Source organism: Pseudomonas sp. TNT2022 ID1044, assembly GCF_028656895.1.
Taxonomy (GTDB): Bacteria; Pseudomonadota; Gammaproteobacteria; order Pseudomonadales; family Pseudomonadaceae; genus Aquipseudomonas; species Aquipseudomonas reinekei.
Window position 1 is genome coordinate 145,126 of record NZ_JAMDHB010000028.1, and the last position, 21,846, is coordinate 166,971.

Genomic DNA, 21,846 nt, shown 5'->3' on the forward strand with positions numbered 1-21,846 from the left:
TTATCTATTGGCGACAAGCCTTTAGATTGTCAGCGTCCAATCGTAGTCCACGATCAGCGGCGCATGCTGCGAGAACCGCGGCTGACGGGGCAGGCGTGCGCTGCGTACGAAGCGGCGCAAGCCCGGGGTCAGCAGCTGGTAGTCGAAGCGCCAACCGAGGTTGAGCATCTCGGCCTGCTCGTTATCCGGCCACCAGCTGTACTGATCGCCCTCACGGCTGACTTCGCGCAGGGCATCTACATAACCCATGTTGCCGACAATCTCGTCCATCCAGGCGCGTTCTGGCGCCAGAAAGCCCGGGGATTGCTGGCTGTCTCGCCAGTTCTTGATGTCCAGTTTCTGTTGCGCCACGTACAGCGAGCCACAATAAATGTACTCGCGGCGTTTGCGCCGTTGCTTGTCCAGGTACTTGGCGAAGTCATCCATGAGCTTGAACTTCTGGTTCAAGTCCTCATCGCCGTTCATTCCGGAAGGCAGCAACAGGGTTGCAATACTGACTTTGTCGAAATCTGCTTGCAGGTAGCGCCCGTAGCGGTCGGCCGTCTCGAAGCCGAGACCGCTGATGACAGCCTTCGGTTGCAACCGCGAGTACAAAGCCACGCCGCCTTGGGCGGGAACTTCGGCGTCGCAGGCATAAAGGAAGTATCCATCCAGTTGGAAGGCTGGATCGTCCAGTTCAAAGGCGGAGGCACGGGTGTCCTGCAGGCAGATGACGTCGGCATTCTGTGCCTGCAGCCAACTGAGCAAACCTCGCTCGACTGCAGCCTGAATACCATTGACGTTCACACTGATGATCCGCATAAATGGCCCCAAAAATCGCGTGCGTGTATGATACACGGCGTCAAGCTAATTAGCTAAATCCGTGGTATTTGGGGTTTTTTTCATGCAAGCGTATCAGCGCGATTTCATTCGTTTTGCCATCGATCGCGGCGTTTTGCGCTTCGGTGAGTTCACCCTGAAGTCCGGGCGTACCAGTCCTTACTTCTTCAATGCGGGCCTGTTCAACTCGGGTTCCGCCCTGGCGCAGCTGGGTCGTTTCTACGCCGCTGCCATTGCCGAAAGTGGTATTTCCTTCGACGTTCTGTTCGGTCCGGCCTACAAAGGCATTCCTTTGGCGGCAACCACTGCCGTGGCATTGGCCGAGCATCACAACCGGGACCTGCCATGGTGTTTCAACCGCAAGGAAGCCAAGGCCCACGGCGAAGGCGGCAGCCTGGTAGGCGCTCCGTTGACCGGCGAAGTGCTGATTATCGACGACGTGATCACGGCGGGTACCGCCATTCGCGAAGTGATGCAGATCATCGCTTCCCAGGACGGCGCCAAGGCTGCCGGCGTGCTGATCGCCCTGAACCGTCAAGAGCGCGGCAACGGTGAGTTGTCGGCGATCCAGGAAGTCGAGCGTGATTTCGGCATTCCGGTGATCAGCATCGTTTCGCTGAACCAGGTGCTGGAATTCCTGGCCGACGACCCGCAGCTCAAGCAGCACTTGCCAGCCGTAGAAGCCTACCGCGCCCAGTTCGGCGTTTGAGGTAAATCCCTCTGTGTGAGGGCGAGCCTTTGTGGAGAGGGAGCAAGCTCCCTCTCCACAGGAAAGGCATTTGTTTACAAGGATTGCAGACAAAAAAAGACCCCGCTCAGCCAGGCTGCGCGGGGTCTTTTTTGTGTGCGCTGTCGCTTACGGACGCTTGCGATTGCTGATCAAGGTGCCCACGCCCGTATCGGTGAAGATTTCCAGCAGGATCGCATTCGGAACGCGTCCGTCGATGATCAACGAGCTACCCACGCCGCCCTGAACCGCTTCCAGCGCGCAGCGGATCTTCGGCAGCATGCCGCCGTAGATGGTGCCGTCGGCGATCAGATCGTCGACTTGCTGGGTCGTCAGGCCGGTCAGGACCGTGCCCGACTTGTCCATCAGGCCGGCGATGTTGGTCAGCAGCATCAGTTTTTCGGCTTTCAACGCCTCGGCGACTTTACCGGCCACCAGGTCCGCGTTGATGTTGTACGACTCGCCGTTGGCGCCGACACCGATTGGCGCGATCACTGGAATGAAATCGCCTTTGACCAGCAGGTTCAGCAGGTCGGTGTTGATGCCGACCACTTCGCCAACGTGACCGATGTCGATGATTTCCGGTTGCGTCATCTCCGGGGTCTGGCGGGTGACGGTGAGTTTTTTCGCACGAATCAGCTCGGCGTCTTTACCGGTCAGGCCGATGGCGCTGCCGCCATGACGGTTGATCAGGTTGACGATGTCCTTGTTGACCTGGCCACCAAGGACCATTTCCACCACGTCCATGGTCGCGGCGTCGGTCACGCGCATGCCGTCGACGAAATGGCTCTCGATCGACAGGCGTTTGAGCAGGTCACCGATTTGCGGGCCGCCGCCGTGAACGACCACCGGGTTGATGCCCACGGCTTTCATCAGCACGATGTCGCGGGCGAAGCCGGTTTTCAGCTCCTCGCTTTCCATCGCGTTGCCGCCGTATTTGATCACCAGCGTCTTGCCGACATAGCGGCGAATGTAAGGCAGCGCTTCGGACAGGACCTTGGCGGTGTTGGCGGCGGCTTCGCGTTCGAGGGTCATTCAGGGCTCCGGGTGAATCAGAACGGTAGTTGGAGATCAGGTGCAACACGCTTCAACTGGGCGTGGAAAACGTCCTTGATGCGTTGCAATTCAGCCTCGTCATCGGCCTCGAAGCGCAGGACCAGCACCGGTGTGGTGTTGGAGGCGCGAACCAGGCCCCAGCCTTTGGCATAGTCGACTCGCACGCCGTCGATGGTGGTCAGGTCAGCGCCTTCGCCCCACTGCGCGTCGTGCAATGCATCAATGATGCTGAATTTGCTCTCTTCGGTCACATGGATATTGATTTCCGGCGTAGAAATATCGTTCGGGAAGGTCGCAAACAGCTCTTCGGCCGAGGATTTTTCCTTGCTGAGGATTTCCAGCAACCGCGCGGCGCTGTAAATACCGTCGTCGAAACCGAACCAGCGCTCCTTGAAGAAGATGTGTCCGCTCATTTCGCCGGCCAACAGGGCACCGGATTGTTTCATTTTCTTTTTGATCAACGAATGGCCCGTCTTCCACATTAGCGGACGACCACCGTATTCCTTGATCAGCGGGATCAGGCGGCGGGTGCATTTGACGTCGAAGATGATTTCCGCATTCGGGTTGCGCGCCACGACGTCGCGGGCGAACAGCATCAACAGGCGGTCCGGGAAGACGATGCTGCCGGTGTTGGTCACAACGCCCACGCGGTCGCCATCGCCGTCGAAGGCCAGGCCGATGTCGGCGTTGGTTTCCTTGACCTTGGCGATCAGGTCGATGAGGTTTTCAGGCTTGCCCGGATCCGGGTGGTGGTTCGGGAAATTGCCGTCGACTTCGCAGAACAACGGGATGACTTCGCAGTTCAGCGCTTCGATCAGTTGCGGGGCGATGACGCCGGCCGCGCCGTTGCCGCAGTCCACGACCACTTTCAAGCGTCGGGCCAGCTTGATGTCCTGGACGATTTCGGTGCTATAGCGGTCAAGGATCTCGACTTTGGTGATGCTGCCCTGGCCGCTGCTCAGGTTGTTGGTCTTGAGGCGGTCGTGCAAGGCCTGGATCTGTTCGTTGGCCAGGGTGTCGCCGGCGATCACGATTTTGAAACCGTTGTAGTTCGACGGGTTGTGACTGCCGGTCAGCATCACGCCGGATTTTCCGGCCAGTACGTTGGCGGCGTAATACAGCGCAGGCGTCGGCACCAGGCCGACATCGCTGACGTGGCAGCCACTGTCGGCCAGGCCTTGAATCAATTGTTCAACCAGCTCCGGGCCGGACAGGCGGCCGTCGCGGCCAACAGAAACGTTGGGTTCATTCTGAGCCAGGCTCTGGGCGCCGATGGCGCGACCGAGCCAATAAGCCGTTTCTGCGTTCAGGAATTCCGGGACGGTGCCGCGAATGTCATACGCGCGGAAAATACTGTCGGGAAACGTGGGGGCGACGCGGGCGGGGGTGCTCATCTGTAGCAATGCTCCATCTCGAAAGTGGCTGGACAGGCCGCCGATGCATCTGGCGGCCGGCTCAAACTGAAGGGTATGACGGCGATTTCCACAGAGAGTTCGTGGTGTGAAAGGGCCATGCCATCCAGGTAAGCAAGTGTTTGGCCAGCCAATGTCCTGATTTTCAGTGATAAATCTTTCAGATGACGTCTGCGCAATTTATGGCGAGGGAGCTTGCTCCCGCTGGGCTGCGTAGCGGCCCGATTTTGTGAGTGCTGCACACTCAAGCGGGAGCAAGCCCCCTCGCCACAAGGACGCCATCTTCCGATCAGTGACTGCCGGTATGGCCGAAACCGCCCGTGCCGCGCTCGGTTTCCACAAACTCTTCAACCATTTCGAAATGCGCCTGCACCACCGGCACCAGCACCAGTTGCGCCAGGCGCTCGCCGACCGGCATGGTGAATTCGGTCTGGCCACGGTTCCAGCAGGACACCATCAGAGGGCCTTGGTAGTCGGAGTCGATCAGGCCAACCAGGTTGCCGAGCACGATGCCGTGCTTATGGCCCATCCCCGAGCGCGGCAGGATCAGCGCAGCGAGGTTCGGGTCGCCGATGTAGACCGACAGGCCGGTAGGGATCAGCACGGTTTCACCCGGTTTGATCACGGTGTCCTGTTCCAGCATGGCGCGCAGGTCGAGGCCGGCGGAGCCTGGCGTGGCGTATTGCGGCAGCGGGAATTCGGTACCGATGCGGGGGTCGAGGATCTTGGCTTGCAAAGCGTGCATGTAAATTAAACCTGGTTCAGACGTTCGGCGATAAAAGTGATCAGCTGGCGAGCAATCTTGCTCTTGCTGGTCTGGGCGAAAAGTGTGGCGTGAAGCTCACGGTCGATCACGCTGCAGGCGTTTTCTTCGCTGTTGAAGCCGATGCTCGGGTTGGCGACGTCGTTGGCGACGATCAAATCGAGATTCTTGTCTTTCAGCTTGCGGGCGGCGTAATCGAGCAGGTGTTCGGTTTCGGCGGCGAAACCGACACTGAACGGACGGTCGGGGCGAGTGGCGATGCTGGCCAGAATGTCCGGGTTACGGACCATTTGCAGGACAAAACCGTCGCCGCTTGTAGGGTCTTTCTTGAGTTTTTGTGGGGCAACGACTTCCGGGCGGTAATCCGCAACCGCAGCCGAGGCGATGAAAATGTCGCACGGAATCGCGGCTTCGCAAGCGGCGAGCATGTCGCGGGCGCTGACCACGTCGATGCGCGTGACCCGATCCGGGGTCGGCAGGTGCACGGGACCACTGATCAGGGTGACTCGGGCGCCGGCTTCTACCGCGGCTTCGGCCAGGGCGAAACCCATTTTGCCGGAGCTGTGGTTGGTGATGTAGCGCACCGGGTCGATGTTTTCCTGGGTTGGGCCTGCGGTGATCACCACGTGTTTGCCGGTCAGCGCCTGACGCTGGAAGCAATCGGCGGCGAGCAGTGCGAGGTCGGTGGCTTCGAGCATGCGCCCAAGGCCCACGTCGCCGCAGGCCTGGCTGCCGGAGGCCGGGCCGAAGACCTTGATCTCACGGCTTTCGAGGGTCTGCAGGTTGGCCTGGGTCGCAGGGTCGCGCCACATGGCCTGGTTCATCGCCGGGGCAACGGCGACGACGGCGTCTGTGGCCAATACCAGCGTGGTCAACAGGTCATCGGCGATGCCTTGGGCCAGACGCGCGATCAAGTCCGCGGTGGCAGGGGCGATCAGTACCAGATCGGCCCATTTCGCCAGTTCGATGTGGCCCATCGCGGCTTCGGCCGCCGGGTCCAGCAAGTCCAGGTGCACAGGGTGCCCGGACAGGGCCTGCATGGTCAGCGGAGTAATGAATTCGGCGCCGCCGCGGGTCATGACCACGCGTACTTCGGCGCCTTGGTCCATCAGGCGGCGAACCAGGTCGGCGCTTTTGTAGGCAGCAATGCCGCCGCCGACGCCCAGAACAATGCGTTTCCGATACAGCCGCTGCATAGGCCTGCCTTTCAATTTGTTGATGACTGCGTTGCGAAACCCCCTCCCCAGGAGTGAATTCGCCCGCAAAAAAGATGGGCTACGATATCACAGCGACCGCTACGGAACAGCGGCGCCCACAGACAGGGAGGTGCTATGAGTATTCGTGATTGGCCGGCGGCTGAGCGGCCGCGGGAGAGGTTACTGACGCTGGGTGCGTCGAGTCTTTCAGATGCCGAGTTGCTGGCGATTTTTCTACGAACCGGCGTGTCCGGCAAAAGCGCGGTGGATCTGTCGCGGCATCTGTTGAGTCAGTTTGGCAGTCTGCGCTCGTTGCTTGAGGCCGATCTGGCTACGTTCAGCAGACACTTGGGACTTGGTCCTGCGAAATTCTCACAATTGCAGGCAGCCCAGGAAATGAGTCGCCGGCATTTGGCCGAACGTGCGCGCGAAAAACCGACACTGGAAAACCCGCATGCGGTTCGTGAATACCTCAAATCGATGCTACGCCACGAGCCTCATGAGGTGTTTGGCTGTCTGTTCCTGGATTCCAGGCATCAGGTGCTGACTTTCGAGGCGCTGTTTCGCGGTTCTATCGACCACACCAGCGTGCATCCCCGGGAAGTGGTCAAGCGTGCTCTGGCGCATAACGCAGCGGCGTTGATCCTCTGCCACAACCACCCATCGGGAAATACGGACCCCAGTCAGGCGGATCGGGTCTTGACCAAGCGTCTGCAAGAGGCGCTGGAATTGATTGATGTGCGGGTGCTCGACCATTTCATCATCGGTGACGGTGATCCGCTGTCGATGGCCGAGTATGGCTGGATGTGAGCAGACTGACGCGAACCTTGCGGAGCCAGCAAGCCGGCTCCTGCAAGGTTTTGCGTAGGGTTGGGCTATTTGAGGTTGACCTTCGAGTAATCCTGACGGCCAAACGGACTGACCGAGTAGCCCTCGATGTTTTTACGAGTCAGGGCGAAAGCGGTCGGATGAGCCAGCGGCAGCCACAGTGCCTGCTGTTGGATCTGCGTCTGCGCCTGTTCGTAGAGCTTGGTGCGCACACCTTGCTCGCCGGTGGTCTTGCCGGCGCTGATCAGCTTGTCCAGATCCTGGTTGCAGTAGCGCGCGAAGTTGGTGCCGGACTTGACCGCCGCGCAGGAAAACTGCGGTGTGAGGAAGTTGTCCGGATCGCCGTTGTCGCCGGCCCAACCCATGAACAGGATGTCGTGCTCACCGGCCTTGGCGCGGCGGATCAGCTCGCCCCATTCGATCACCCGGATTTCGGCCTGAATACCGATTTCCGCGAGATCGGATTGCAGCAACTGGGCGCCCAGGCTCGGATTTGGGTTCAACAGGCTACCCGACGGGCGCGTCCAGATGGTTGTCTGGAAACCGTCCTTGAGCCCGGCCTTGGCCATCAATGCCTTGGCTTTCTCGACATCATGGGGATAGCCCGGCAGGCTCTTGGCGTAGCTCCAGGTATTGGGCGGGTACGGGCCGCTGGCGGGCTCGGCGGTGTCTTCGAACACGGCTTTGACATAATTGGCCTTGTCGAAGGCGAGGTTGATCGCCTGGCGCACTTCAGGTTTGTCCAGCGGCGGGTGCTGGCTGTTGAGAGCGACGAACGCGGTCATGAAGGCGTCAGTCTTTTCCACTTTAAGCGTCGGCTCTTTTTGCGCGGCTTGTACGTCCAGCGGCTTGGGCGACAAGGCAATCTGGCACTCGTTGCGGCGTAGTTTCTGCAAGCGCACGTTGGCGTCCGGGGTGATGGCGAAGATCAGCGGATCGACCGAAGGCTTGCCACGGAAATAGTCAGCGTTGGCCTTGTAGCGGATCGACGCGTCTTTCTGGAAGCGGGTGAAGACAAACGGGCCGGTACCGATGGGCTGATTGTTGAGCTTTTCCGGGGTCCCGGCCTTGAGCAGTTTGTCAGCGTATTCGGCCGAATAGATCGAGGCGAAGCCCATGCTCAGGGTCGGCAGGAACGTCGAATCCGGGTGGTCGAGGGTGAACCGCACGGTCAGCGGGTCGAGGGCGTCGATTTTCTTGATCAGTGCCGGCAGTTGCATCGATTGCGCATGCGGGAAGCCGCTCTGGGCGACTTTGTGCCACGGGTTGGCCGGGTCGAGCATGCGGTCGAAGCTGAATTTCACGTCCTCGGCGGTGAGTTCGCGGGTCGGGTTGAAATACTCCGTGCGGTGAAATTTCACCTGCGGGTGCAATTTGAAGATGTAGACCAGGCCATCGGGGCTGACTTCCCAGCTGTCGGCGAGGCTGGCGACCACTTTGCCGCTGGCGGTGTCGAAATCCACCAGGCGGTTCATCAGCACGTCGGCCGAGGCGTTGGTGGTGGTCAGCGAATTGTATTGCACCACGTCGAACCCTTCGGGGCTGGCCTCGGTGCAGACGCTCAGGGCCGCGGCCTGGGCCAGTGGGCTCAGCAACAGGGGGGCAAGCAACAGCGGTAGGGCAGCGAGGCGCATGGTCGGATTCCTTTACAGATCGAAGGCCCATCTGCAAGTGCAGTCTGGAAAAGGCCTACCCTAGTGGGCTCTTTTGCAAATGACTATCCCCTTTTTCATTTTGAGGGGACTATAGGCGACTGATTTTGCTGTGCGCCGGTTGAGAAACCCTCGGATTAGCGAGTCGGACGTTTCTCTGCGACGAGCGGTCAGAATCGACGACAGCCTTTATTCAAAGCGCCTGGCGCGCGAAAAGTGGGGTTTTTATCCGTTCAAGGCACAGCGAATGTTGTTGCTCTCCAGTCTTTCTGGTATAAAGCAGCGCTCTTTTCTAGGGGCCCGGTTCCTTCACTGTAGGTGTAGCCGGTAAGACCTCTAAAGAAACGCGGCGCCTGGCGCCAAATGACTGAGAGATTAAGCGGCCAACCCATGCCGGGTTGGGCATGTGGTTTTAGAGGGCTGAGGCATGTCTAGAGTATGTCAAGTTACCGGTAAGGGTCCGGTAACCGGGAATAACATTTCCCACGCAAACAACAAAACCCGTCGTCGTTTCCTGCCGAACCTGCAGCATCACCGCTTCTGGGTTGAAGAAGAGAAACGTTTCGTGCGTCTGCGCGTATCTGCCAAAGGCATGCGTATCATCGACAAGCGTGGCATCACTGCCGTGCTGGCCGAAATCCGCAAAGCCGGCAAGATCTAAGGGAGCTAATCATGCGTGAATTGATTCGTTTGATTTCGAGCGCCGGTACTGGTCACTTCTACACTACCGACAAGAACAAGCGTACTACTCCGGACAAAATCGAGATCAAGAAATTTGATCCGGTTGTTCGCAAGCACGTGATCTACAAAGAAGGCAAAATCAAGTAATTGATTTTTCCCTCTTACGAAAAAGGCCCGTATCGCGAGATACGGGCCTTTTTTGTTGGTGGTTTTGCGTCGGCGGGCTCGGCCACATTGGAATGCGATCAACTGTGGGAGCCTGCTCGCGAAAGCGTCGGCCCAGACAACACAAATCTTCAGGCCTTCTGTTCAAACGCCACATAGATCTTGCGGCACGGCTCCAGCACTTCCCAGGTGCCGCGGAAACCGGCCGGGATCACGAAGCGATCACCCGCGCGAACGGTTTTGCTATTACCGTCGTTGTCGCGGAGTACGGAAACACCCTGGATGATTTCGCAGTATTCATGTTCGGTGAAATTCACCAGCCATTGGCCGACAGCACCTTCCCAGACGCCGGCATTCAATTGGCCGCAAGGGCTGTTGAAGTGGTTGTACACCACTTGTTCGGGGTCGCCCTTGAGGACTTTGGCCGGGTCTGGACGGTAGCGCTCGGGCTCGGTGGTGGCTTGGCTGAAATCGACGATGCTCTGGATGCTCATTGTTGTAAATCCCCCGTGGATGCGACGCGAGTGGTTGAAAGTCCCAAAGTCTATGTTTATTAAAATGAACATCGCAAGGCCGTTTGCCGGCCTTATGTCAAATATATTGAAACATGAGGGCTGGCTGGTTTAGGGTGGCGGGTGCCTTGAGCCGAAAAGCAGGCTGGCCGGGCAGAATTCCTGACAGCGCCCGCGAAGAACGCGGGTGTCGTATTCAATAAGAGGAGGACACTCGCATGACCACCCTGACTCGTGCCGACTGGGAACAACGCGCAAAAGACCTGAAAGTCGAAGGTCGCGCCTACATCAATGGCGAGTACACCGATGCCGTCTCCGCCGAGACTTTCGAGTGCATCAGCCCGGTCGATGGTCGTCTGCTGGGCAAGATTGCCAGCTGTGATGCCGCCGACGCCCAGCGCGCTGTTGAAAACGCCCGCGCCACTTTCAATTCCGGCGTCTGGTCGCGCCTGGCGCCGACCAAGCGCAAAGCCACCATGATTCGTTTTGCCGGCCTGCTCAAGCAGCACGCCGAAGAGCTGGCCCTGCTTGAAACCCTGGACATGGGCAAGCCGATCAGCGACTCCCTGTACATTGACGTTCCCGGCGCGGCGCAAGCCCTGAGCTGGAGCGGCGAAGCCATCGACAAGATCTACGACGAAGTCGCAGCTACCCCGCACGATCAGCTGGGCCTGGTCACGCGCGAGCCAGTCGGCGTGGTCGGCGCCATCGTGCCGTGGAACTTCCCGCTGATGATGGCGTGCTGGAAACTCGGCCCGGCGCTGTCCACCGGTAACTCGGTGATCCTCAAGCCGTCGGAAAAATCGCCACTGACCGCCATCCGCATCGCGGCCCTGGCCGTTGAAGCCGGCATTCCGAAAGGCGTGCTGAACGTGCTGCCAGGTTATGGCCACACCGTCGGCAAGGCACTGGCTCTGCATAACGATGTCGACACGCTGGTGTTCACCGGTTCGACCAAGATCGCCAAGCAACTGCTGATCTACTCCGGCGAATCGAACATGAAACGCGTGTGGCTCGAAGCCGGCGGCAAAAGCCCGAACATCGTGTTCGCCGATGCGCCGAACCTGCAAGAGGCTGCCGAAGCCGCTGCCGGCGCCATCGCGTTCAACCAGGGCGAAGTCTGCACCGCCGGTTCGCGCCTGTTGGTGGAGCGTTCGATCAAGGACAAATTCCTGCCGCTGGTGATCGAGGCGCTGAAAACCTGGAAGCCGGGCAACCCGCTGGACCCGGCGACCAACGTCGGCGCGCTGGTGGATACCCAGCAGATGAACACCGTGTTGTCTTACATCGAGTCGGGTCACACCGACGGCGCCAAACTGGTCGCGGGCGGCAAGCGCATCCTGCAGGAAACCGGCGGCACTTACGTCGAGCCGACGATTTTCGACGGTGTGAGCAACGCGATGAAAATCGCCCAGGAAGAAATCTTCGGGCCAGTGTTGTCGGTCATCACCTTCGACAGCGCCGAAGAAGCCGTTACGATCGCCAACGACACGCCTTATGGCCTGGCCGCTGCGGTGTGGACGTCGGACATCTCCAAAGCACATCTGACTGCGCGCGCATTGCGTGCCGGTAGCGTGTGGGTCAACCAGTACGACGGTGGCGACATGACGGCACCGTTCGGTGGCTTCAAGCAGTCCGGCAACGGCCGCGACAAGTCGTTGCACGCGTTCGACAAGTACACCGAGCTGAAGGCGACCTGGATCAAGTTGTAAGCCGTTAGGAGGGTCCGTTCGCGAGAGCGGATCCTTCAGACGAAGCAGATCCCCTGTGGGAGCGAGCCTGCTCGCGAATACGGTGTATCAGTCAGCCGATGTGCTGAATGTGAAACCGTATTCGCGAGCAGGCTCGCTCCCACATTTGCTTGATGTGGCCTCTAAAAATAATTTTCCACAGGAGCGTGGAACATGCGTTGGGCGACGTATTTCGCCGTGTTGGCGTCTGTCTTGAGTGTTGGCCTGGCCCTCGGTGTCAGCATGCCGCTGGTGTCGTTTCGCCTGGAAAGCTGGGGTTACGGCTCGTTCGCCATCGGCGTGATGGCGGCAATGCCGGCCATTGGCGTGCTGGTGGGCGCGAAGATTTCCAGTCATCTGGCGGCGCGTCTGGGGACGGCCAATCTGATGCGCCTGTGCCTGTGGGCCGGGGCCGTTTCCATCGGTTTGCTGGCGCTGTTGCCGAGTTATCCGGTCTGGCTGGTGCTGCGGCTGATGATCGGGGTGATCCTGACCCTCGTCTTCATCATCGGTGAAAGCTGGATCAACCAATTGGTGGTCGAGCAATGGCGCGGGCGGTTGGTGGCGTTGTATGGCAGCAGTTATGCGTTAAGTCAGCTGGCCGGGCCGGTGTTGCTGGGTTTCATTGGGACCGATCACGATTACGGCTTTTGGGTCGGCGTCGGCTTGCTGATGGCCGCACCGTTTCTGTTGCTGGGCCGCAGCGGCGCGCCAAGCAGCGAGGCCAGCAGCGTGACGTTCAGGGATCTGCTTGGATTCTGTCGTGGCCTGCCGGCGATTGCCTGGGCGGTGTCGCTGTTCGCCGCATTTGAAGCGATGATCCTGACGCTGCTGCCGGTCTACTGCCTGCGCCAGGGCTTCACCACGGAAATCGCCCTGGCCATGGTCAGTACGGTGGTGGTCGGTGACGCGGTGCTGCAATTGCCGATCGGTGCGCTGGCCGATCGCCTGTCGCGGCGGGCATTGTTCACTGGTTGCGCGGTGGTGCTGCTGGTGTCGAGCCTGGCGATCCCGATGCTGATCGACACGCTGCTGATCTGGCCGTTGTGGGTGCTGTTCGGTGCCAGTGCCGGTGGACTGTTTACCTTGTCGCTGATTCTGATCGGCGAGCGCTATCGTGATGACGCGCTCGTTCGGGCCAATGCGCACATCGCGCAGTTGTGGGGGATCGGGTGTCTGGTCGGGCCGTTGCTGGCCGGTGCCGGGAGTCAGTGGGTGAGCGGGCACGCGTTGCCGTGGTTGATGGCGGCAGGGGCGTTGGGTGTGCTGATCGTGGTGTCGCGCCAAGGGGCATTTGGCGCGGTGGCGGAGCCGGCCTAGAGCATCCGCTCAAGGCCGACTGTGTCACTCAACCATGCATTGAAGCGTCGCCACCAACTGCCCGGTTCCTTGGTCAAGGTGTGCATTTTGCCGTCGTCTTCGGTCACCCAGACCACCTGGTCTTTCTCCAGTTTCACCTGATAACTGAGGGGTGGCGCCATGCCCTGTAGTGCGAGCTCGCGAACTCGGGCCGCGAGTTCGGGGCTGTCCACGAGCACCCCGACTTCGGTGTTCCACAGCACCGAGCGCGGGTCGAAATTGAAAGAGCCGATGAAGGATTTCTTCTGATCGAAGATGATCGCTTTGCTGTGCAGGCTCGAGGCGGACTCGCCATAGGACCGGCTGGAAAACAGCCGAGGCCCGCTGCCGCCTTCATCGCCAGGCTGGCGGCGCAGCTCGAAGAGCTGCACGCCATGTTCCAGCAACGCCTTGCGATACGGCCCGTAGCCGCCATGCACCGCGGGTACATCCGTGGCTTCCAGGGCGTTGGTCAGCAGTCGCACCGACACCCCGGCATCGGCGCGGCCCGTGAGGAACACCAGCCCCGGTTTACCGGGCACGAAGTAAGCCGACACCATGATCAATTCTTTGCTGACGCCATTGAGCTCTGGCGCCAATTGCGTGGTCAGCAGCAATTGCGGATCGGGCTCGTCCTTGGCCAGCACCTTGCTCGGCGCATCCCATAAAGCCTGGTTCCAGGCCCAGATCAGCTCTTGGCGCCAGATATCCAGGCGCGGTTCGGTGGCGAACTTCATCAACTGCTGATAGAGCGCGTGATTCTGCTGGCGGGATTGCTCCAGAGATTCTTCCAGGCGCGTGCGGGTATTTTGCAGATCTTCGGCAGTCGGCTTGCTGGAGACGAACGCATCAATCGGTTTGCTCAATGCGCTGTTCCAGTACTGGTCGAAACTGTGTCCGAGCTGCTCGGCAACCGGACCGACGCCCAGTATGTCGATGTCGGTGAAATTCAGATTGGGCTCGGCATCGAAGTACTCATCCCCCAGGTTGCGTCCGCCGACGATGGCCATGCTGTTGTCGGCCAGCCACAGTTTGTTGTGCATGCGCCGATGCTGCTGCGAAAGGTTGAGCAGCCGCCCCATGGTTCGCGTGACGCCGGTGCTGCGCCCCAAATGCAAAGGGTTGAACACGCGAATCTGGATGTGTGGATGCGCCGCGAGGGTGGCGATGGTGCGATCCAGGCCATCGCTGGTGGTGTCGTCGAGCAAGATCCGCACACGCACGCCACGGTCGGCGGCCTTGAGCAGTTCCTCCACCAGCATTCGCGTACTGATGCCGTCATGCACGATGTAGTACTGCAAATCGAGGCTGCTTTGGGCGTTGCGGATCAATTCGGCACGGGCGGTAAACGCCTCGGTGCTGTCGGACAGCAAGCGAAAGCCCGATTTGCCTTCATAGGATGCGGCTTGGGCCTGGACTGAACGGCCAAACGCCGAGGCGCTCGCCGGCAGTGCCTGGCTCGGTTCACGCTGTACGTCGAGGCTGGCGCAGCCGCCAAGGAACAATGCGAGTAACACAAGAGCAAGCAGGGGCTGTTTGACTCTCACGTGGGATCGTTCCGGTTGGCGGCAGTTGGCATATGGACGTTGATTCTCGCAGAAAGGTCAGTCGGTCAATCCGTCGGTCTCCGCCAGCAGCTTGATGGCGGCGGCGCCGACTTTGCGTACGGCCTCTTCAATCTGTGCCGTTGGTTTGGCAGCGTAGTTCATGCGCAGGCAATTGCGGTATTTGCCAGAGGCGGAAAAGATACTGCCGACGGCAATCTGTACGCCCTGATCGTACAGGGCACGATTCAGTTTCAGCGTGTCGAAGCCGTCCGGCAGTTCCACCCACAACATGAAACTGCCTTGCGGACGGCTGGCGCGGGTGCCTGCGGGGAAGTAGCGGCTGACCCAGTCGATCATCATGTCGCGATTGCGCTGGTATTGCGTGCGCATCCGCCGCAAATGCGGCTCGAAGTGGCCGCCCTTGAGAAATTCGGCAATGGCAATTTGCGGCTGCGGTGCCGTGGAGCCGGTGCTGATGTATTTCATGTGCAGTACCCGTTCCAGATATCGTCCGGGCGCGACCCAGCCGATGCGCAAGCCGGGCGCGAGGGTTTTGGAAAAGGAACTGCACAGCAGGACACGACCGTCCTCGTCGAAGGATTTGATCGTGCGTGGGCGCGGATAGGTGTAGGCCAGTTCGCCATACACATCGTCTTCGATGATTGCCACGTCGAAACGCTGTGCGAGTACCAGCAGCGAGCGTTTGCGTGACTCCGGCATGATGTAGCCCAGCGGGTTGTTGCAGTTCGGGGTCAACTGTATGGCCTTGATCGGCCACTGTTCCAAGGCCAGCTCCAGTGCGTCCAGACTGATCCCCGTCAGCGGATCGGTGGGGATTTCCAGGGCTTTCATGCCCAGGCCCTTGAGGGTTTGCATGGCGCCGTGAAAGCTCGGCGAGTCCACGGCCACGATGTCTCCCGGCTCGCAGATGGCGCGGATGCTGGTGGACAGCGCTTCGTGGCAACCGGTGGTCACCACCAGTTCGCCGGGGCTCAGCTGACAGCCGGAATCGAGCATCAGGCGGGCAATTTGCTCGCGCAGTTCAAGATTGCCGTGGATGTTGTCGTAATACAGGCCGGGCATGTCCTGACGCCGGCTGATTCGCGCAAGGTCGCGCAAAAGCGGCTTCATGGTGGGTGAAGTGATGTCCGGCATGCCGCGTCCCAGCTGCACCACATCCTTGCGCGGTACCGCGCGAATCAGTTCCAGCACTTGATCCCACTGCGAAATATCCACTGGGCGCTGGGCCGGACGACCCACCGCTGGCAACTCCGGCAGTTCGCGACTGGCCGGTACAAAGTACCCCGACTTGGGCCTCGGCATGGCCAGCCCGCTGTCTTCCAGCACCCTGTACGCCTGCTGCACGGTGCTCAGGCTGACCCCATGTTCAACGCTCAACGCCCGCACCGACGGCAGACGATCACCAGGGCGATAAAAGCCCTGTTCGATACGCGTGCCGAGCAATTCGGCGAGATTGACGTAAAGGGTCATGGCGCAGCCTCGATGTGGGTGATTCGGTTAACCAGTACAGATGAGGCAAAAATACAGGATTCAGAGCCAAAATCAGCAAATCTGTATGGAGATAATACAGGGGTTTTGAATCTGTAACGTTATTTGTCTTCCCCGCATCATGGAATCTCTGGCTACCCAAGTAAACAGGAGCATTCAAAATGAATGGTTTGAGCGATGTGCGGCTGACGTTACACAGTCAGGAACTGGAGACAGGGCAAAAGGACCAGGCACGCAATGCGCTGATGCGCAACGCGCCGTCCGGCCTGAGTCGCTGGGATCTGTTCTGGCAACGCCTGCACACGCGCAAAGCGTTGCTGAGCCTGACGCCTGAACAGCTCAAGGACATCGGGTTGACGCCGGAGCAGGCGCGGGAGGAAGGGCTTAAGCCCTTCTGGCGTCTATAAGGTGAAGGGGATGGTGTGATCAGGCCAACTCTTTGAGCCGATGCCACAACATCCCCAGCGCCAACAACGGCGAGCGCAAATGCTTGCCGCCCGGGAAGGTGATATGTGGCACCTTGGCAAACAGATCAAATCCACCGCTGTGCTGACCACTGATGGCCTCGGCCAGGAGCTTGCCCGCCAGGTGCGTGGCATTCACGCCGTGACCGGAATAAGCCTGGGCGTAATACACGTTCGGCTGGTCCTTGAGCCGGCCGATTTGTGGCAGGCGGTTGGCGCCGATGCCGATCATGCCGCCCCATTGATAATCGATCTTCACATCACCCAGGCGTGGAAAAACCTCCAGCATTTTCGGCCGCATGTAGGCCGCGATGTCTTTCGGGTCCCGTCCGGAGTAATGGCAGGCGCCGCCAAACAGCAAGCGGCGGTCCGCCGAGAGTCGGTAGTAATCCAGTGCCACCCGCTGATCACAGACCGCCATGTTTTGTGGCAACAGGGCGTGAGCCAATTCTTCACTCAGGGGTTCAGTGGCGATGATGTAGCTACCGGCGGGCAGCACCTTACCGCTGAGTTCCGGGTTGAGGTCGCTGAGATAGGCATTGCAACCGAGTACCAGTGTCTTGGCGCGGACTGAGCCTTGGGCGGTATGCACCTTGACCTCGGGGCCGTGGTCGATGCGGGTAACGGCGGACTGCTCGAACAATTGCACACCGAGTCGCTGCGCAGCGGCCGCTTCGCCGAGCGCCAGGTTGAGTGGGTGCAGATGCCCGGAACCCATGTCGATCAGGCCGCCCACATAGCGATCGGAGCCCACCACCGTGTGCATCTCTTCAGGTTGCAGCAGGCGGGTTTCATAGCGATAACCGAGGCTGCGCAGTTCTTCGGCATCTTCGGCGAAACCTTCGAGGTCGCGGGGTTTGTTGGCCAGGTCGCAATAGCCCCAGGTCAGGTCGCAGGGAATCTGAAATTGCTCGATTCGCTGGCGGACGATTTCCACGGCCTCCAGGCCCATGAGTTTCATCTGCCGCACGCCGTCGGCGCCGATCACGTTGGTGAACTGATCGAGGCCGTGGCCGACGCCGCGGATCAACTGCCCGCCATTGCGTCCACTGGCACCCCAGCCGATTTTGCGGGCTTCGAGCAGCACCACGCCGAGGCCGCGCCCGGCCAGTTCCAGCGCCGTGTTCAACCCTGAAAACCCACCGCCGACCACGCACACATCGGCCACTATTTCAGCTGTGAGCGCCGGATAATCCGGTTGCGGCAGGCTGCTGGCAGCGTAATAGGAGGCAGTGTGCTGGGCACGGGCATTCATGCGCGTCATCCTGATTGCTATGTTTAGAAAATTTGACGGAGCATAAGCCGGACCTTCCCGGACGGGCAACATTGGTCGGTTGGCGCTGTCTGGATCAAGGCTTTTGCGTCAGAATCCGGTTCTATTCCACTTTCGGTCAAGGCTTCAATGAGTTGCAACAGCCAGAAAATCCGCACGCTGCGTCAACAGATCCCCTCGTTCGAGTGCGTGCCCGGCTGCCATGACTGCTGTGGCCCTGTGACCACCTCGCCGGAAGAAATGTCGCGCCTGCCGCGCAAGACCCGGGCCGAGCAGGATGCGGCCATGGATGAGCTCAACTGTGTGCATCTGGGGCCGAATGGTTGCACGGTGTATGACGAACGCCCGCTGATTTGCCGCTTGTTCGGCACCACCAAGACCTTGCCGTGCCCCAATGGGCGCGGGCCGGTGGAGCTGATTCATCCAAGAGTCGAGAAGCAGATATTCGAATACATGGCTTCCCACCGGCAGGTGTTGGTTTAGATCCTCGAACCGAGTTTTCCGCATCGCTAGCAGGCTCGCTCCCACAGGGCATGCAGGTGAACCACAGATTTTTGTTCACCACCTAACCTGTGGGAGCCAGCCTGCTGGCGATAGCAGCACCACAAATGTCAGTCCGGAATCGGCAAATTCAGGCTCTCTTTCACCTCTTCCATCACGATATAACTCTTGGATTCGCGCACATGCGGCAGCTTGAGCAAGATGTCGCCCAGCAGTTTGCGGTACGAGGCCATCTCGGAAATCCGCGCCTTCACCAGGTAGTCGAAATCCCCTGACACCAAATGGCACTCCAGCACGTGGGGCAGCTTGAGCACGGCGCGTCTGAACTCTTCGAACGTATCGCCGGATTTGTAATCGAGGCTGATCTCGACGAACACCAGCAAACTACCCTTCAAATGCTGCGGATTGAGCCGCGCGTTGTAGCCCATGATGATCCCTTCGCGCTCCAGCCGCCGGACTCGCTCGGTACAGGGCGTGGTCGAGAGCCCGACCTTTTCCCCCAGTTCGGTAAAAGAGATACGCCCGTCCGCTTGCAGAATCCGCAAGATGTTGCGGTCGATCTTGTCCAGTTCCCGTTTGGTCTGAGTATTGGTACGCATAGGGGATGCGCCTCCGTGAAAAGGGTTTTTGCCGAGAATTGTCGCCAAATATAGGCGCTTATATAGTGAAAAGCACTGGCAAATCTTTTTTACACTGCGCACATCTGAAGCTCTGAACAACAAACGTCAGCGGTTCGCCGCGATGAGGGAAATGAAAATGCGCGTTATGGTCTTGGGTAGCGGCGTCATCGGTACCACCAGTGCTTACTATCTGGCGCGTGCCGGGTTTGAAGTGGTGGTGGTCGACCGGCAGCCGGCTGCTGCCATGGAGACCAGTTTCGCCAACGCCGGCCAGGTATCGCCGGGTTATGCCTCGCCGTGGGCCGCGCCGGGCGTGCCGCTCAAAGCCATCAAATGGCTGCTGCAGCGCCATGCACCCCTGGCGATCAAGGCCACTGCAGATATCGATCAATACCTGTGGATGGCGCAGATGCTGCGCAACTGCACCGCCAGCCGTTACGCGGTGAACAAGGAGCGCATGGTCCGCCTGTCCGAGTACAGCCGCGACTGCCTCGACGAACTGCGTGCCGAAACCGGTATTGCCTATGAAGGCCGCAGTTTGGGTACCACCCAACTGTTTCGCACCCAGGCTCAACTGGACGGCGCTGCGAAAGACATCGCCGTGCTGAAAGAGTCCGGCGTGCCGTTCGAACTGCTCGACCGCGAAGGCATCGCCCGCGTTGAGCCGGCCCTGGCCAGTGTCACCGACATCCTCGCCGGTGCCCTGCGCCTGCCGAACGACCAGACTGGCGACTGCCAGATGTTTACCACCAAGCTGGCGGAAATGGCCGCGAACCTCGGTGTGCAATTCCGTTTCGGCCAGGACATCCAGCGTCTCGACTTCGCCGGTGACCGCATCAATGGCGTATGGATCGACGGCAAGCTGGAGACCGCCGACCGCTACGTGCTGGCGCTCGGCAGCTACTCGCCGCAACTGCTCAAGCCGCTGGGGATCAAGGCGCCGGTGTACCCGCTCAAGGGCTACTCGCTGACCGTGCCGATCACCAACCCGGCGATGGCACCGACGTCGACCATTCTCGACGAGACCTACAAGGTCGCGATCACCCGGTTCGACAACCGCATTCGCGTCGGCGGCATGGCGGAGATCGCCGGTTTTGACCTGTCGCTGAACCCGCGTCGGCGTGAAACCCTGGAGATGATCGTCAACGACCTTTATCCTCAGGGCGGCAACCTGGCCGAGGCCAGTTTCTGGACAGGCCTGCGTCCGACCACCCCCGATGGCACGCCGATCGTTGGCGCCACCCCGTTCAAGAACCTGTTCCTGAACACCGGTCACGGCACACTCGGCTGGACCATGGCCTGCGGCTCGGGTCGGTTGCTGGCTGATCTGATGGCCAGGAAAAAACCACAGATCAGCGCCGAAGGCCTCGATATTTCCCGTTATGGCAGCAAAACCCAGGAGTCTGCAAAGCATGTCAGTCCAGCGCCAGCTCACCAATGAGCGCATGAGTCAGATCGTCACCCACAACGGCACGGTGTATCTGGCCGGTCAGGTTGGCGTCGACTTCGACGCCGGGATCGAACAACAGACCCGCGATGTACTGGCCAACATCGAGCGTCTGCTCGATCTGGCCGGCACTGACAAGCACCATCTGCTGTCGGCAACGATTTACCTGAACGACATCGATGCGCACTTTGCCGGGATGAACTCGGTTTGGGATCAGTGGCTGCCAAAGGGCGCCGCCCCGGCCCGTGCCACCGTCGAAGCGAAAATGGCCAAGCCAAGCATCCTGGTCGAGATTTCGATCGTCGCCGCGTTGCCGTAGACCGTAGTAAAGATCCCTCTTCCGGTGCTGCTGGCGGTTTACGCCGTCAGTCAGCGCCGGTTTTTCTTCCATACGACCGACCAGAAGTCTGCCGCCATGCGCCCTGCCCGTGCCCTGATCGACCTTCAAGCCCTGCGTCACAACTTCCAGATCGCCCGTGAAATCACCGGGGCCAAAGCCCTTGCGGTGATTAAGGCCGATGCCTATGGCCATGGCGCTGTGCGTTGCGCCCAGGCACTGGAAGCCGAGGCGGACGGCTTTGCCGTGGCCTGTATCGAAGAGGCCCTGGAGCTGCGTGCTGCGGGCATCCGTGCACCGGTGTTGTTGCTGGAAGGCTTTTTTGAAGCCGATGAGTTGCCGCTGATCGTCGAGCACAATTTCTGGTGCGTGGTGCATTCGCTGTGGCAGCTCGAGGCGATCGAAAAGGCCGCGTTGAGCAAGCCGATCACCGTCTGGCTCAAGCTCGATTCGGGCATGCACCGGGTGGGGCTGCACCCTAAGGATTATCAGGCAGGCTATCAACGGCTGCTGGCCAGCGGCAACGTGGCGAAGATCGTACTGATGAGCCACTTTGCCCGGGCCGATGAATTGAACAGTCAGACCAGTGCCGAGCAGGTGGCGGTGTTCGAGGCGGCGCGTCAGGGCTTGTCCGCCGAAGTCAGTTTGCGTAACTCGCCGGCAGTGCTGGGCTGGCCGCAGATCCCGAGTGACTGGGTGCGTCCGGGCATCATGCTCTACGGCGCCACGCCTTTCGAGGCGTCCAACGCCATGGCCTCGCGGCTGCAACCGGTGATGACCCTTGAGTCGAAAGTGATCTGCGTGCGTGAACTGCCGGCGGGCGAGCCGATTGGTTATGGTGCGAAGTTCGTCACCCCCAAGCCGATGCGCGTCGGGGTGGTGGCGATGGGGTACGCCGATGGCTATCCACGCCATGCCCCGACCGGTACGCCGGTGCTGGTCGCCGGACAACGCAGCCAGTTGATTGGCCGAGTGTCGATGGACATGCTGTGCGTTGATTTGACCGATATCCCGCAAGCAGGCCTGGGGTCAACGGTCGAATTGTGGGGCAAAAACATCCTCGCCAGTGATGTGGCCATGGCCGCTGGCACGATTCCTTACCAGATCTTCTGCAACCTGCGTCGGGTGCCACTGCTCTATTCCGGCAGCTAGCGCAGAACGAGGGAGGCCGGAAGTCGCCTCGCCGAACAGGATTCAGGCCAAAGTGTTGTAAATACTGAACGCTGTCGCCATGATAACGCTCACTATTCCAACAACCTGAATCCTGGA

Annotated in this window: 21 protein-coding genes and 1 pseudogene; 11 read left to right on the forward strand and 11 right to left on the reverse strand. The window is 60.0% G+C overall.

The annotated features are described in order from the left end of the window. Positions 1–21: 21 nt before the first annotated feature. Positions 22–801, reverse strand: a complete 780-nt coding sequence (locus tag M5G20_RS28070) for an exodeoxyribonuclease III (protein ID WP_053163881.1) — start codon at positions 799–801, stop codon at positions 22–24. An 82-nt stretch (positions 802–883) separates the two neighbouring features. Here M5G20_RS28070 and pyrE point away from each other — a divergent pair, with 82 nt between their 5' ends. Continuing rightward, positions 884–1,528, forward strand: a complete 645-nt coding sequence (pyrE, locus tag M5G20_RS28075; protein ID WP_034147724.1) for an orotate phosphoribosyltransferase — start codon at positions 884–886, stop codon at positions 1,526–1,528. A gap of 147 nt (positions 1,529–1,675) precedes the next feature. On the opposite strand, the gene argB is transcribed toward pyrE, so the two are convergent. The 4 genes and pseudogenes from argB to coaBC form a co-directional block, all read right to left on the reverse strand. Then, the gene (gene argB / locus M5G20_RS28080) at positions 1,676–2,581 is read right to left on the reverse strand and encodes an acetylglutamate kinase (RefSeq protein ID WP_046030681.1); all 906 of its coding nucleotides are present in this window, start codon (positions 2,579–2,581) and stop codon (positions 1,676–1,678) included. A 17-nt stretch (positions 2,582–2,598) separates the two neighbouring features. Beyond that, a pseudogene (locus M5G20_RS28085) lies at positions 2,599–3,975 on the reverse strand (phosphomannomutase/phosphoglucomutase); the annotation flags it as partial. Positions 3,976–4,303: 328 nt separating this feature from the next. Then, positions 4,304–4,759 carry a dUTP diphosphatase gene (gene dut, locus M5G20_RS28090; protein WP_273921869.1) on the reverse strand — a complete coding sequence of 152 codons (456 nt, stop codon included), beginning with the start codon at positions 4,757–4,759 and terminating at the stop codon, positions 4,304–4,306. Positions 4,760–4,764: 5 nt separating this feature from the next. Beyond that, entirely contained in the window at positions 4,765–5,973 is a 1,209-nt protein-coding gene (gene coaBC, locus M5G20_RS28095) for a bifunctional phosphopantothenoylcysteine decarboxylase/phosphopantothenate--cysteine ligase CoaBC (protein ID WP_150734016.1), read from the reverse strand. Between the two features lie 135 nt (positions 5,974–6,108). Here coaBC and radC point away from each other — a divergent pair, with 135 nt between their 5' ends. Continuing rightward, positions 6,109–6,783, forward strand: a complete 675-nt coding sequence (gene radC / locus M5G20_RS28100; protein ID WP_273921870.1) for a RadC family protein — start codon at positions 6,109–6,111, stop codon at positions 6,781–6,783. Between the two features lie 65 nt (positions 6,784–6,848). Here the strand turns inward: radC and M5G20_RS28105 are convergent, their stop codons facing one another. Continuing rightward, the gene (locus M5G20_RS28105; protein ID WP_273921871.1) at positions 6,849–8,435 is read right to left on the reverse strand and encodes an ABC transporter substrate-binding protein; all 1,587 of its coding nucleotides are present in this window, start codon (positions 8,433–8,435) and stop codon (positions 6,849–6,851) included. A 445-nt stretch (positions 8,436–8,880) separates the two neighbouring features. Between M5G20_RS28105 and rpmB the strand changes: the two genes are divergently transcribed. Together rpmB and rpmG are read left to right on the forward strand one after the other, a co-directional pair. Beyond that, on the forward strand, positions 8,881–9,114 hold the full coding sequence (gene rpmB, locus M5G20_RS28110; RefSeq protein WP_034147715.1) for a 50S ribosomal protein L28: 234 nt from the start codon (positions 8,881–8,883) through the stop codon (positions 9,112–9,114). 11 nt (positions 9,115–9,125) lie between these two features. Then, positions 9,126–9,281, forward strand: a complete 156-nt coding sequence (gene rpmG, locus M5G20_RS28115) for a 50S ribosomal protein L33 (protein WP_007894709.1) — start codon at positions 9,126–9,128, stop codon at positions 9,279–9,281. Positions 9,282–9,430: 149 nt separating this feature from the next. Here rpmG and M5G20_RS28120 read toward each other — a convergent pair whose 3' ends face one another. Continuing rightward, the gene (locus M5G20_RS28120) at positions 9,431–9,793 is read right to left on the reverse strand and encodes a cupin domain-containing protein (RefSeq protein ID WP_273921872.1); all 363 of its coding nucleotides are present in this window, start codon (positions 9,791–9,793) and stop codon (positions 9,431–9,433) included. Between the two features lie 236 nt (positions 9,794–10,029). Here M5G20_RS28120 and M5G20_RS28125 point away from each other — a divergent pair, with 236 nt between their 5' ends. Both M5G20_RS28125 and M5G20_RS28130 read left to right on the forward strand, forming a co-directional pair. Further along, complete coding sequence (locus M5G20_RS28125; RefSeq protein ID WP_273921873.1) at positions 10,030–11,523, forward strand: aldehyde dehydrogenase; 1,494 nt, start codon at positions 10,030–10,032, stop codon at positions 11,521–11,523. A 192-nt stretch (positions 11,524–11,715) separates the two neighbouring features. Further along, positions 11,716–12,861, forward strand: a complete 1,146-nt coding sequence (locus M5G20_RS28130) for an MFS transporter (RefSeq protein WP_273921874.1) — start codon at positions 11,716–11,718, stop codon at positions 12,859–12,861. Here M5G20_RS28130 and M5G20_RS28135 read toward each other — a convergent pair. Next, complete coding sequence (locus M5G20_RS28135; RefSeq protein ID WP_273921875.1) at positions 12,858–14,426, reverse strand: phospholipase D family protein; 1,569 nt, start codon at positions 14,424–14,426, stop codon at positions 12,858–12,860. The two genes, M5G20_RS28130 and M5G20_RS28135, sit on opposite strands and share 4 nt — an antisense overlap. 57 nt (positions 14,427–14,483) lie before the next feature. Continuing rightward, positions 14,484–15,917, reverse strand: coding sequence for an aminotransferase-like domain-containing protein (locus M5G20_RS28140; RefSeq protein ID WP_273921876.1), 1,434 nt, complete (start codon positions 15,915–15,917; stop codon positions 14,484–14,486). 179 nt (positions 15,918–16,096) lie between these two features. Here M5G20_RS28140 and M5G20_RS28145 point away from each other — a divergent pair, with 179 nt between their 5' ends. After that, a complete protein-coding gene (locus M5G20_RS28145; protein ID WP_273921877.1) occupies positions 16,097–16,342 on the forward strand; it encodes a DUF1127 domain-containing protein in 246 nt (81 codons plus the stop codon). A gap of 19 nt (positions 16,343–16,361) precedes the next feature. Here the strand turns inward: M5G20_RS28145 and M5G20_RS28150 are convergent, their stop codons facing one another. Then, positions 16,362–17,654, reverse strand: a complete 1,293-nt coding sequence (locus M5G20_RS28150) for an NAD(P)/FAD-dependent oxidoreductase (protein ID WP_273921878.1) — start codon at positions 17,652–17,654, stop codon at positions 16,362–16,364. Positions 17,655–17,801: 147 nt separating this feature from the next. Here M5G20_RS28150 and M5G20_RS28155 point away from each other — a divergent pair, with 147 nt between their 5' ends. Then, positions 17,802–18,155 (forward strand): YkgJ family cysteine cluster protein, encoded by a 354-nt coding sequence (locus tag M5G20_RS28155; protein ID WP_273921879.1) that lies wholly within the window; start codon positions 17,802–17,804, stop codon positions 18,153–18,155. Positions 18,156–18,283: 128 nt separating this feature from the next. Here M5G20_RS28155 and M5G20_RS28160 read toward each other — a convergent pair whose 3' ends face one another. Continuing rightward, complete coding sequence (locus tag M5G20_RS28160) at positions 18,284–18,772, reverse strand: Lrp/AsnC ligand binding domain-containing protein (protein WP_003206849.1); 489 nt, start codon at positions 18,770–18,772, stop codon at positions 18,284–18,286. A gap of 157 nt (positions 18,773–18,929) precedes the next feature. Here M5G20_RS28160 and dadA point away from each other — a divergent pair, with 157 nt between their 5' ends. The 3 genes from dadA to alr all read left to right on the forward strand — a co-directional run bounded on the left by dadA (position 18,930) and on the right by alr (position 21,729). Further along, complete coding sequence (gene dadA, locus M5G20_RS28165; RefSeq protein ID WP_273921880.1) at positions 18,930–20,234, forward strand: D-amino acid dehydrogenase; 1,305 nt, start codon at positions 18,930–18,932, stop codon at positions 20,232–20,234. After that, positions 20,206–20,559: a RidA family protein gene (locus M5G20_RS28170; RefSeq protein ID WP_273921881.1), complete on the forward strand. Its 354-nt coding sequence runs from the start codon at positions 20,206–20,208 to the stop codon at positions 20,557–20,559. The genes dadA and M5G20_RS28170 overlap by 29 nt, the downstream gene beginning before the upstream one ends. Positions 20,560–20,655: 96 nt before the next feature. Then, positions 20,656–21,729, forward strand: a complete 1,074-nt coding sequence (gene alr / locus M5G20_RS28175) for an alanine racemase (RefSeq protein ID WP_273921898.1) — start codon at positions 20,656–20,658, stop codon at positions 21,727–21,729. Positions 21,730–21,846: the final 117 nt, after the last annotated feature.